The 12905-nt window shown below is 65.1% G+C and carries 8 protein-coding genes; 4 read left to right on the top strand and 4 right to left on the bottom strand.

What is annotated here, in order from left to right; translation table 11 throughout:
- Together NYP07_RS08540 and NYP07_RS08545 are read right to left on the bottom strand one after the other, a co-directional pair.
- Positions 1-1509 (bottom strand): S8 family peptidase, encoded by a 1509-nt coding sequence (locus NYP07_RS08540; protein WP_268149364.1) that lies wholly within the window; start codon positions 1507-1509, stop codon positions 1-3.
- A 155-nt stretch (positions 1510-1664) separates the two neighbouring features.
- Entirely contained in the window at positions 1665-2669 is a 1005-nt protein-coding gene (locus tag NYP07_RS08545) for a hypothetical protein (protein ID WP_268149366.1), read from the bottom strand.
- A 306-nt stretch (positions 2670-2975) separates the two neighbouring features.
- On the opposite strand from NYP07_RS08545, the gene NYP07_RS08550 reads away from it, so the two are divergent.
- The 4 genes from NYP07_RS08550 to NYP07_RS08565 are packed head-to-tail and all read left to right on the top strand — an operon-like array spanning position 2976 to position 7513.
- Complete coding sequence (locus NYP07_RS08550) at positions 2976-3098, top strand: benenodin family lasso peptide (RefSeq protein ID WP_268149368.1); 123 nt, start codon at positions 2976-2978, stop codon at positions 3096-3098.
- 56 nt (positions 3099-3154) lie between these two features.
- Positions 3155-3883 (top strand): lasso peptide biosynthesis B2 protein, encoded by a 729-nt coding sequence (locus NYP07_RS08555; RefSeq protein WP_268149370.1) that lies wholly within the window; start codon positions 3155-3157, stop codon positions 3881-3883.
- Positions 3884-3889: 6 nt separating this feature from the next.
- A complete protein-coding gene (locus tag NYP07_RS08560; protein WP_268149372.1) occupies positions 3890-5713 on the top strand; it encodes an asparagine synthase-related protein in 1824 nt (607 codons plus the stop codon).
- Between the two features lie 15 nt (positions 5714-5728).
- Positions 5729-7513: an ABC transporter ATP-binding protein gene (locus tag NYP07_RS08565; protein WP_268149374.1), complete on the top strand. Its 1785-nt coding sequence runs from the start codon at positions 5729-5731 to the stop codon at positions 7511-7513.
- Between the two features lie 8 nt (positions 7514-7521).
- Here NYP07_RS08565 and NYP07_RS08570 read toward each other — a convergent pair whose 3' ends face one another.
- Positions 7522-9840 carry a prolyl oligopeptidase family serine peptidase gene (locus NYP07_RS08570; RefSeq protein ID WP_268149376.1) on the bottom strand — a complete coding sequence of 773 codons (2319 nt, stop codon included), beginning with the start codon at positions 9838-9840 and terminating at the stop codon, positions 7522-7524.
- A gap of 112 nt (positions 9841-9952) precedes the next feature.
- Positions 9953-12898, bottom strand: coding sequence for a TonB-dependent receptor plug domain-containing protein (locus NYP07_RS08575; protein WP_268149378.1), 2946 nt, complete (start codon positions 12896-12898; stop codon positions 9953-9955).
- Positions 12899-12905: the final 7 nt, after the last annotated feature.

Genomic DNA, 12905 nt, shown 5'->3' on the forward strand with positions numbered 1-12905 from the left:
CTACAGCAAAACCCCGGCGCCTTCAAACGTCGCACCGAAGCCCAACTTCGTGGCCTGCTGCAGCGCGAGCTTGACGATGGCGTCCGACCGCGCCTGATCGCGCGGCATCTTGGAGAGGATCTTGGCATCCCTGCCCAGCTGTCGAGCCAGCGCACCCGTCATCGCCGGGGCCGCCATGGATGTTCCGTCCATGACCGCATAGCCCTTGGGATAGGTCGAGACTACACCCACACCTGGCCCCGTCAGCTTGACCTCGCTGCCGACGTTGCTGAAGGCAGCAATGAAGTTCTTCATGTCAGTCCCGTAGGGCTTGGCGATCTCCAGGTCCTGCGCAGCCTTGCTCGGCCAGGTTCCCTTGCGACCGTACGCGCTGACAGCCAGCACCGGACTGTATCGAGCCGGATAGCTCACCCCACTGCGGTACTCGTTGCCGGCGGCGGCGATGCACACCACGCCCATCGCTCGCGCCCGGTTGATCTCCCGGAGCACCTCGGGCATGTCGTCAGTACCGCCCAGCGAGAGGTTGATGAGATCGCAGCCATCGTCAACGGCTTGGCGGATGCCCTTGGCAATGTTGAACGACAGGGCGAGCTGTTGATCCTTTCCGAACACGCGGTAGACGTGCAGGTCGACGCCAGGCGCAATGCCACGAACGCCCTGCCCCGGCTTGCCTCGTCCCGCGATGATCCCGGCGACATGCGTGCCGTGCCCGATCTGGTCCGCGAACGATCTTTCGCCCTTGACCACGTTGACGCCGCGCGCGACCAGCAGATCCTTGTGGCGAGTGACCCCGGTGTCCACGACCGCGACCTTCACGCCCGCACCGTCGTCATCCTGTCCTTCCTGGCCCAGGACGCCTCTCAAGTCCTGCTTCGACAGGTCGATGGGCGCGCATGCGAGCGTGACCTTGCCTGCGGAAAGATCGAACTTCGTCAGGTAGGCCGGCCAATAACCCGACGGCACGAAAGCCTCGATCGACTCCAACTCGCGCGTTGCCAAGGGGAACACCAACTTCGCCACGCCCTTGGCGCCAGTCTGGCCGGTAGCGCCGATCCGGTTGGCCCGGTCGCTCAGACCGACGACATCGACGCCTGCCAGAGGCTTGCCGCTCAACGCATCCACCACGACAACCTCCAACGTCAGCTTGGCGCCCGACACCGAAAGGCCAGCCATCATTGCAAGCCGGAAGCGCTGCAGCCATAACGGCTCAAGTTCGACCACGGGCGCGAGACGCAGGCCAGGCTCGGCAGCCTGAAGCTTCACGCGCTCGTCGTCGGCCATCACGACCAGCGCTGTCTCGGCCGGAGCCACCTCGTCGAGGAGCCTGACGTTGAGCCCAGGATGCACCTTCGCGAGCGACACCGCGCCCGGCTGCTCATTGAAATGCCGGCTGGCAGCCCTCATGAACCGCTGGCTCGTGCCAGGCTTGTCCACGTTCCAGAGGTTCTCGTTGGGAAGGATCACAAAAAGTGATCCGCTATCGATCTTCTTCGTTTGGCTCCTAGACATACCCGTCTCCCGCGACGACTTCAGCTCAAATCCTCAATCGAGCCCGAACGCATCGCAACCATCCGCGCAGCGACAACTCCCTGGACAGCACCGTAATCCATACACCACCAGATGCCGGCCGAATCGCCAGTTAGCAACGCCACAGATTCTCGAGCCTACGCCCCTCCGGCTTCCTTGGCATGCATCGCTATCGCTATGGCTTCACGGACGATCTGTTCCATGGGGATGGCAAGAATCGCCTGATCCGCCTTGCGCGCGCCGCTGGCGGCCATCTGTTCGCTGAGTGTCGCCTTCGCCCGGCCGAAGTGGCGGGCGACTGACGATGCGGAACACAGGCCCAACTTCAGAGCGAGCCCACCAACCAAGGCCCTACCGCGCGCGCCCTCCGGACCACCGTTGGACAACACCCCGTGGCCGCCCTGCAGCCCGAGCTTGACCTCCACCCAGCGCACCAAGATTCTGAGCGCGCCGTCGATGCTTTTTTCCTTGCTGGCAGCGACCAGAGCCGCTGCAGGTCCTTGCACATACCTGGTCATCATGCCGTCAGGCCCGAGCGTGCCCCTCGCGGGCACCAGATCCTTGGCCAACTCCCACTGCAGCACATCAAGCGCCGTCGGCGGCTCCGCCATCACGCGTCGGATCAGGGCCCGGTCTTGCGGGACCTTGCTTCCGAGCATTTCAAAGAGTGGCCCGCTCCGAAATCCACCCGGCAGGTTCAATCCGAGAAGAATCCTCAACGCGCTGAACGCATAGTTCGTCGGCCCGTCGCGGAGCCCGGTCGACACAGGCCTCCACGCCAGCATACGAAAGTCCCGGCAAAGGGATTCGAGGTCGCCAATCGCTTCCGAGCGGAAAGGCGCGACGAACACCGGCCCCAGCAGACCGTCTGCCTGACGAACCCACTTGCCGATCACGTTGGCCACGCCGGCAGCGAGCGATGACGGCGGATCACCGGGACGCATCCTGGAGATCACATGGATCTCTCTTGGCAGAACCAGGTAGAACAGCAGCGCGCGGCCCTCCCCGCTGTTCGCCGAGATGAGGCGACCCACGATTCGATCGGCCAGCGAAGGCCATCGCAGCAGGTCCCGGCCCAACGTCAGCTGCCAACTGACATGCCAGACCCGACCCCGCTCGCCGTTGAAGATGGACTGATCCATGACTCAATGACGGGTGGGGTCTGGAAATTTCCCCCCCTAGTTTTGCGTCGCTGTGATTTCGCTCGGCCAGCCAAAAGAGCTAATTGCCATTCCGAACAGACAGCACCTGCTTCCGAACGTGAAGCGCGCGCGCTGCTCAACCGGATCGTCAGCACTGGCGCGGCGCTCGCTCGATGGCAGCCCACCGAACGCAAGACAGGCGCCCCAAAAAGTGCTTTGAGCAGGAAATCGACGTCTCTATCTTTGGCTCGCCCGAGGTGCAAACCAACGGCATTCGTGTTCTCAACTCAACTGAAGGAGATCGTCATGAACGAAGAACTGCAACTGGAGATCGTCGACCTGGGCGACGCGAAGGAAGAGACCAAGGGCGACATCAAGGGCCCCCGCCTGGAAGACGAGGGGTCGGCCTTCTACCGCCAGACTGTCTGACCCCAGACGCATGAGCGGAGCGTGCGCCTAGCCGGCGGCACGCCGAGAGGATCACCATGGCCCGGACAGCAGCGCCCCAACCGCCATATCGCCTTGCCGATCACGTACGCGCGTGCCATGTCGACGGCCAGGTGATCCTCCTTGATCTTCATCACGACCGGTACATCGGCGTCGCAGGACCGCAGGCCTCGGCCGCGGCACATTGGGTCGCCGACTGGCCGACAGCCGGCCTGCAACCCTGCGAAGCCCCAGCCAGCTCAGCCGTTGAGTCATGGGTGAGCAAGCTGCACGAGGCTGGCCTGCTGGTGAAGACGCCCCCCACGCTGCGGCAACCCGATCCGCTGGAAGACGCACTGGAGACCCTTGCCACGTCGGACCTCCAGCAATCGCGAGGCGTTCAATGGCGGCGGATGGCGGCCATCTGCTGCGCCACCTTCGTCGCTTCGCGCTGGTTGAAGCGACGCAGCCTGGCCGGAATCGCTGAAGCACTGCGCGGCTTGCGGCATGGCCGCGAGTCGATGGGCGACGAGCCAACGGAGGCCCTCAGGTGCGCGAGCAGCTGGTACCTGAGGATGCGCCCATTTGCGATCAGCTCCCAGGACCAATGCCTGCATGATTCGCTGACGCTGCTGCATTTCCTCGCGACGGAACGCATCTATCCACGCTGGGTGATTGGCGTTCGCACCCGCCCCTTTGCTGCGCACTCTTGGGTGCAGGCCCAGCACCTGGTGCTCAACGATCTCCACGAGAACGTACGGGCGTACACCCCAATCCTCGTGGTCTGAATCACCATGTTCAGCTACATCTGTCTCAGCTGGCACTCGGGCAACGACGCGCAGGTCGCGGCAGCTCGCCGGTTTCAGGACCGTCTGAACGCACAGCCGGCGTGGAGCTCGGTGTTCGCGACATCCGGTCAACGGGTCTACGCGGCCGGCATGCGACCCGGGACCCATGGCATCTGCGCCCTGCCCTCCGGCCAGGGTGTCGTACTCGGGCGCCTCTTTCGCAGATCCGCCGGCTCGGACGCGGACACTTGCGATGTCAAGCTCACCGATGGGGAGGGTCAGGCGATCACGGAATCGGATGGCGTGGCGCTCATCCAGCGGTTCTGGGGACGCTGGGTTGCAGTGCTGCCGTCCTGGACCGGGATGTGCCGTGTGCTCCGGGATCCTACGGGCGCCCTCCCCTGCTATCGAATGGAGGCCGAGGGGGTATCGATCGCCTTTGCCTGGCTGGAGGACGTGCTTGAGCTGCTCCGGCTGCCGTCGCCCGCGGTGAGCTGGGATGGCGTCGCCGCGATGCTGGCGATGCGACAGCTCACCGCGCATGAAACAGCACTGCAGGGCGTCAGTCAGGTCCTGCCGGGTGAACTGACGACGCTCACCCCTGGAACGAGGCAATCGCAAGCGCTGTGGAGTGCGGCAGATGTCGCGCGCCGCCCTGCCGATCTAGAGCCCGATGAAGCGGCCGCGCGACTGCGCGACACCACGCTGAATTGCGTGCGCGCGTGGGCGTCTTGCTACGACAAGATCGTGCTGAGACTGTCAGGGGGCTTCGACTCGGCCGTCGTACTCGGAGCGCTTCATAGGCCAAGGCCGGCCACGGGCGTTGTCTGCCTGAACTATTTCTCGGACGGCGCGGACGGCGATGAACGCAGCTACGCCCGCCTGGCAGCATCGCGCGCCGACTGCCTTCTCATCGAGCGCCAGCGCAACGGCAACTTTTGCCTGGAGGAGGTTCTGCATCCCGCGCGCACCCCGATCCCGAGCAGCTATCTCGGTCGAATGGGATCGGATCCCATGGATCTGCAGGAGGCCCAGGCCCATGGCGCATCCGCTCTGTTCACCGGCGCCGGTGGCGACCAACTCTTTCAGGAAGTGCGCAACACCTGGTCTGCAGCGGACTACCTGCAGCTACGTGGCCTGGACCGCGGATTCCCGGCGGCGACCCTCGACGCAGCCCGGCTGGGGCGAGTGTCCTTCTGGCGAGCCCTGCACCTGGCGTTCCGGGATCGGTTCGCACGGCACGATCCGATCGACGGCACAGGCCAGTTCGCCGCGCTGGTGACGCGGGACACGTGCGATGCCGCAATGCGCATGGCCAGTCGCTTCGTGAATCCCGACTTGATTGGCGCAGGTGACCTGCCCATCGGCAAGCTCAACCACCTGCGGGCGTTGATCTGTCCCTTCGACCATCAGAATCCGTACACCCCGCGAAGGCCCCTCGACAGCGTCACGCCGTTGATGTCGCAGCCGCTGCTGGAGTTCTGCCTGTCGCTGCCGACCTACCTGCTCACACGCGGCGGGCAAGGCCGCGCGCTGGCCCGCAAAGCCTTTGCGGATCAGGTGCCGGCGGAAATCGCCATGCGACGCTCCAAGGGCAGCACGGACGATCACGCGACGACGGTCCTGCTGCGAAACCTGCCCTTGGTGAAAGAGATTCTGCTCGATGGGCAGTTGGTACGTCGCGGCCTGGTGGACAAGCAGCGCATGGAGTCGGCGCTGGCGGGCCGCACATCGACGCACGACGCCTACATCGGCGAGATCCACGCCTGCGTGGCCATGGAAGCCTGGCTCGGTAGCGTCCAGCGCAGCTCTCAAAGCACGGATCGCTGAGTGGGCAGTTCGACCATGCCTCGACTGCACGGCATCGCGGCCATCCTGCGCCTCATCCAGGAGCTGACGGACAGCAGGCTGCGGCTGTACATGCTTGCCGCCACAGCGATGGTCATCATCGGCGGCGTCCTCTCGGCGATCACGCCTCTCGCACTGAAGCATTTGGTCGATGCCGTCGCAGCGTCGGCTCAAAAGAGCACCTCGGCGAGCACCAGCGTGCTCGCTGAAGGGGCGCTCTATATGGCTGCGCTGTGCGGGACGCGCCTGGTTGCTGACTGCCGGCCGCTGCTGGTCAACACGGTCGACCAGCGACTGATCGCAGCACTGCGCCGCCGATTCTTCGGCCACCTGTTGCACCTGCCACTCGCCACCCTGCTGCAACGCCGTAGCGGTGAGGTGCTGCACAGCCTGGATCTGGCGTCTGCCGGAACACAGTTGATCGTTGGCCACGTATGCAACAGCGTCGTCCCCGTACTCGCCGAACTTGGTGTGATGGTGTGGGTGCTTGGCCAGCTTCAACAACCCGCTTTGGTGGCCTTGTTCGCAATCACGGCCGTGGCGTACCTGGCACTGTTCACGCTCGGGGCGGTTCGGCTGAACCGGCACGCTGAGACAGTCACCGCAGCGAGCCTGTCCGTTCATGGCCAACTGGCAGATGGCCTGAACAGCGTCGAGACGCTGCGCTGCTTCAACGCAGTTGCGCAAGCACAGCGGACGATGGAGACCGTTTCCTCGGCCCTGCTCCGCCGCTGGCACGGCTATTTCCTGACGACAACGCGCACATCCATTGCTGCGACAGCGGTGTTTGCCGCTTCGCTGGCGGGTTGTTTTGCGATCACGTCAGATGGCGTGGCTCGCGGCACGCTGAGCGTGGGGGGCTTCGTGCTGAGCAGCGTCTACCTGCTGCAGATGGTGAGGCCACTGGAAGCCCTGGGCGCAGCGGCCAGGGACCTGTCCCGTTCACTCGGGTTCATGCAACCGTTGCTGGACCTGCTTCGCGAGCCTGTCGACGAGCAGCTCCCGCCCCCGGCTCACGTCAAGGAGGCAAGAGCCTGCACGGCTCGGGCACCCTCGATCCGATTTGAGCGCCTGACCTTCGGCTACGACCGGTCACAGCCGGTGATCCACGCCTTGGATCTGGACATCGCGGCCGGCACGACCACCGCAATCGTCGGCCCCAGTGGCTCGGGGAAGTCATCCCTGATCCGGTTGTTGTTGAGGCTGTACTCGCCGCAGCACGGACGCATCCTGATAGACGGCCGCCCGATCGCCACCCAGTCCATCGACGAACTTCGGTCCCGGATCGGCCTGGTGCCGCAGGACACGACCTTGCTCCATGCGTCGATCGCGACCAACATCGCGCTCGGGCTGCCGGATGCCACGACCGCCCAAATCGAGCAGGCAGCTCGCGGCGCCCAACTCCACGACCTCATCGCGTCCATGCCCGACCGGTACGAGACGCTGATCGGCGAACGCGGCCTGAAGCTGTCCGGTGGCGAACGTCAGCGCCTGGCAATCGCCAGGGCACTGATCAGACAACCAAAGATTCTGCTATTGGACGAGCCCACGTCGATGCTGGACAGCAGCACGGAAGCCGAGGTCTTGGACACATTGCGCGAGGCCAGCCCGGAATGCACAACGATCCTCGTCGCGCACCGGCTGGCGAGCGTGGCGCACGCCGACGAGATCATCGTGCTGGACCAGGGGCGCATCCGAGAGCGCGGCCGTCATCGCGAGCTGCTGGCCCGCGACGGCATGTACTGCCGACTGTGGCGACAGCAGAACCACGGCGCATCCTGAAGCGCCGCTCAGCCCAGGGTCTTCAGCGTGCAACGTGGGCGGGAGTCGTCAGCGCGCTTCAACTCCGCCATCTGCTGCCACGCGTCGTACTGCGCCTTGAGAGAAGCTGGCGTTTCCGAGCTCAGCAACAGCGCTGAGCGGCGCTCATCCTTCAACCAGAACTTGAACCAGTCGACATTGCCCTGCAAGGACACCATGCGTTCGCTCGGCGTCGCGAGGACATGCGTCCCACCGGGAAATACCACCATCTCCACCGGCTTGTACTGTCGCCGCAGCAGCGCGTAGATGTCCCAGTTGTTCTTGACCAGCCTGCCGTAGGTCTCGATGCGCAATGCGGTCTTGACGCACGTCGTGTTCAGCGACGGATCGGCACCGACCCAGTTCGCCTGATTGGCGCTATTCAGCAGTCCGTGATTCAGGTTTTCCTTGTGGGCCCACGTCGAGTCAGAGCGTCCGTAGGTCAGGGTGTACGAGAACAAGGTGTTGGCATCGCCATCCGCTATGGTGGCGGCACGAACCGGGAGATCGGAGAAGGTAACGAGGTTCAGCACCTTCTCACCCGTGGTGCTCCAGCCCATGATGCCGACCCGTGCGGGATCGACCTTGCCCGCCTTGACCAGCGTATCGACCGCGCCTCGCACACCTTCGTTGAACAATCGCAGCTGATCGGCAGCATCCCTGCCCACATGGCCCACAGGGCTCATAGACATCACGAGCGTCAACACGCCCTCGCGGATGAAGGCACGTCCGGGGAACGCGCTCTTGCCGCCACGGACCGAGGAGTTCGGGCCGTCGAGAAAGAAGTTCTCCGGGTAGTAGCCGTAGCTCTGGATGACGAGAGGGAGCCGCTTGCCCGGGACAGCATCGTTCGGAGCCAATAGCCCGCCACGCCAGGACCGACCTTTGGCGTCCTGCCAGGTGTAGTTGGTCACCGTGCCCCAAGACTTGGGATCGAACTGCGGGTTGAGCGTCGTCAGGCGGACGGCCTGGTTCTGCGGCCCGACAGCGAAGACGTCGGGAGGCTCGTTCAAACCTTCCTTGACGTCCATACGCCAGGGGGACTTCGACGCCAGTTCGACCGGCGCCACTTCGACCCAGGCGTCGGTCTCGGTGCGCCTGAATTGGCGCCGCTTGCCCCCATCGTCAATCTCCACCAGCCCTTCGACGCCCACCGCACTTTGAAGGCGGCCATTGAGCCGAGCGATGAGCTTCCAGGCACCCGTTGCTGGCCAGTACTCGATGACATGGGCCGCCGCCGAGCTCTTGTATTCGTCGGCCGGCAGATACGTGCCGGCCAGCACCAATGACTTGCCCGAGCGTTGCCAGACGCGATCAAGCCGGAACTGCCCTCCCGCCATCTCGGAGTCGTCGGGCGCATCGACGATGGTCTGTTCATGCCCGTCATCCAGGCGCCAGACGGTCATCCGCCGGGCGGTGAATGACGTCGTGCCACTGAAGTAGCCGAGCGGGTCCCGATACACCGCCGGTCCGCTCGCTTTAACCCGCTCCGCCAGGCCCGGATACTGGCGGCTCCAAGCCAGCGTCCGCTCGCGCTCGTACTTCGGAAGTGCGGCCCACTGACCGTCCGGTGAGATGCTGACGACAGGAATGGCCGAGTTGCCCTCGAAGAAGGCCTCACCCAGCGGTCGCGGGCGCTGGCCAGCCCCCACGTCCTGCACATAGAAGCGGTACTTGCGGGACTGCGATCCCAGGTACTGCTGTCCGAACATGACGCTCCAGAAGGACTGGTTGCCGACGACGATGCTGTGCGCACCTTCCTTCATCGGCGGATTGGCCACCTGTGCGGCGTAGACCAGCCGCTTCGAATCGCGCGACACGGCAAACGACACCACCGGCGTCGCTGAGCTGGTCAGCTGCACGACGGCGCGCGTCGGCAGATCCAGCTGGTAGACCTGGAAGATGTCGTCCTTGATCTTGGCGCGGAATACCAAGGTGCGGTCGTCTGACCACTCGACTTGTGCCAGGGCGGGATCGGCGGCATTGTTGTCCATCCCGGCGTCGAAGGCGTACACGACTTCCGGCTTTGCCGGTCGGCGCTCGGCCAGGCGCTGGGCCGTCAGGTCGAGCACCACGATCTCGTAGTGGTTGACGTCCGCAGCCACATTGGCCCTGCGAGTGACGATGAAGGCACGCGTGCCGTCGGGTGATGTCTGCCGCCGCATGCCCTCGGCGTCGTGTGCATGCGGCAGGACGACGTTCGTGAACTCGACGATGTCGCGCACGGATGGCCCGTCGGCTGCATGGATCGCGGGAGAGAGCAACGCCATGGCCAGGGCCGACAGGGTTGCGATGACGAAGAAACGCATATGGATGCTTCAAGAAAAAAGCGCGGCCCGCCGCCCCGCTGTGAGGCAGGGGCCGCCAAGGGAGGGATCTCGTATCAGGGAAGCGCGGCGATGCCGCGCCGACGTCGGCGGACTACCAGTCCAGCGAAAGCCTCACGCTCGCATACCGGCCATGCCAGTCCGCCTGCGTGTTGTCGTAGTACGGCGCGCCCTCAGCGAACTGCGGCTCGCGATTGGCGACGTTCGCAATGCTGGCGCCCAACGCTGCCGTCTTGAACCCGGGCAGCAGACCCGGCCACAACTTCTTCAGATTCAACGTACCGTTCAAGTCATGCAGCCAGAAATTGCCCAGGCTGCGATCACTCGTGCCGATGTCCTTGTAGGCGCCAAGGTAGCGGCTCGTCACGCCCACGTTCCATGCACCCTGATCGAGGCCAACGGCCAGCCGTCCTTTCCAGCGAGGCGACCAGTAGTCGCTGAAGCGCCGGCCCAGCCGATCAACGACAGCCCCGCCAGGCGCCAGCTGCACGGCGTACTTGCTGGTGTGCGTGGCACCACCGGACACCGTGACCTTGCCAGCCTGGGTGCTCCAGACATACGCCATGTCCAGGTCCATGCCGGAGGTGTCCAGGCGACCAAAGTTGACCTCGGTGTTCTTGATGCTTGTCACCACCCCGGGCCGACCGTTCACGGATGGCCCCCGCGCGATCAGGCCGGGAAACAGCGCTTCGTTGTCCAGCGCAGCCTGGATGCCCTGCAGTGCGATCATGTCGCGGATACGCAGCTGCCAGTACGTGAGGCCGATGCGCGTGCCCAAACCACCTTCCGGCTCCCAGACCGCGCCGATGCCACGAGACTTCCCGTGCTCGGGTTGCAGGTCCGGATTGGTCGTCCTGAGAATCGTGCCGGACGTGATGGCTTCCCCGCCGCGTGCAGGGTCGACCAGGCCGTAAAGCGAGGCGTCGTAGGACATCTCGCTCACATGGGTCTGCAGCATCGTCGGGGGTTTGAAGGACGTGGCAGCGGACGCACGAATCAACAAGCTCCGCAGCGGGCGCAGCTCAAGTCCGCCCTGGAAGGTGTTGGCTGAGCCGAAGTCGCTGTAATGGTCACGCCGCGCTGCGAGGGTCAGCGCTGCCAGATCCCATCGGCCTGCCCCTTCGCTGCTGGAGCGCAGCAAGGGCGCCCGGGCTTCGCCGTACACCGCTGAGCTGCTGCGTCTGGTGTGGATTTCAGAGCTGGTCGAGACGTCATAGCTGTCACGCGAGCCTTCCGCGCCGAAGATCGCGTCGACGGGCCCTGCCGGGAGGTCGAGCACCGAGCCACGGACCAGGCCGGTGACTTGGTCCTTGCGGCCGGCGCTGCGGCGGACCGAGTCCGTCCAGATCCCGCGCAGCACAGCGTCTGTCGCCACTCGCCCCGTCGTGAACGGGTTCAGCGCCGTTGCGGGGTTTGTCGACGTGAGGGCCGAGGCCAGCGCGGTGGCGTTGGACCTGATGTTCCAGCTCTGCGAGCCGCCCCGGTCGGCGGACATCGAGGCCGTCACCTCAGCATCCCAGCCGCCACCGAGCTCGCCCTTGGCGCCGACCAAGGCCCGAGTGAAGCTGGTCTGCCGGGACAGGCCCTCCGTGCCGTTGTCGGGGCTGAGCGCCGCCGTGACCTTCACGTCGACGCCGAAGGGGTTGTAGATGTTTGCTGCGGGGACGGTCACGTTGCCCAGGCGCAAGCCGAAGTCTCCGGCGCTCATGCGGTCCCGCAGGTACGTGAGCTCCGTGAACGCGGACCAGCTGCCGAGGAGCTTGCGTTCGCCCAGGGCATGCAGTGAGGCCGTCTCGTAGCCGTAGAACAGCGCGACACCGGCACCAGTCGTGTAGACATTGCACAGGTTCTGCGTGCCAGCCGTCGACTGGAAGTCTGCGATCGTCGGCTTCCCCGTCGTGCCCTGTGGAACAGCCGCCATGTTGGAGTTCAGGCCGGGCAGATTGCCCGAGATGCTGCGGACGGTGCCGGGGGTGCAGTAGTTCAGGCGCGCGTCGTCGCTGCCGAACCGGGTGTAGTCACCGTTCAGGAAGAACTCGCGCTGCTTCATGGACAGCGGCGTGGAGCGGCTGTAGGCGGCCATCAGCAGGTACTGGCTGTCAGCGTCCTGCCCACCTGTAGCCAACGACACGCTGCCGTCGCTGTAGCCACGCCCCGCGCCGCCACGCACCTCGACCGACTTGCCGTTGATGGACTTCTTCAAGATCACGTTGACCACGCCGGCAAGCGCATCGCCACCGTACACGGCTGACGAGCCCTGTGGGACCACTTCAACGCGCTCGATGGCGGCCGCGGGGATCAGGTTGAGGTTGAATACATTGCCCGAGGACGAGCCCACACTTTGCACTTTGCGGCCGTTGATGAGCACGAGCGTCGAACCGAGCGGCAAGCCGCGAAGCTGAACAGTGCCCTGCCCCAGCGTGTTGCTGAAGCCGCCCTCGCCCGAGGACGCCGACACCTCGGTGAGTGAGGCCAGGAACCGCTGCAGAGAGGGTTGACCGCTCTTGGCGATGTCGTCCCGCGTGTAAACATTGACCGGCGCCGGTCCTTCAGCGTCGACGCGCCGCAGTCGAGAGCCGGTGACTTCGACGCGCGTGAACGACTCGATCCTGGGCTCGCCCGCGCCGGATTCGCTCGCCGGCGTCGACGCGGGCTTGCCTGCCACTTCTTCCTCGGCCGACGCCTGCACACCGGCGGACTGCGACGGAACATCGCTGGCGCGAAGCAGAGCTGAACTGCCGCCTGCCGAAGGCGCAACAGCAGGTTGCACCGCCCGCCTCACGACCACGACGCCTTCTGGCGACACCGCGGATTCGAGCCCAGTGCCCTTCACCGCTGCCGCGATGGCCTCCGCGCCAGAGAGCCGCCCCGAAACTGCCTTCGCGGTATGGCCCGCGACGATCCGCGAATCAAAGGTGACCGGCACGCCCGTGACTCGCGATATCGCCCGCAGTGCGTCGCCCATGTCCTGGGAAGGCTGCTCGATCTGGTAGCGCGCTGCGAGCGTGGGTTCGGCCGCGTCGGCGAGCGGGAAACCCACGAGCAGT

Source organism: Pelomonas aquatica, from assembly GCF_026712205.1.
Classification (GTDB): Bacteria; Pseudomonadota; Gammaproteobacteria; order Burkholderiales; family Burkholderiaceae_C; genus Pelomonas; species Pelomonas aquatica.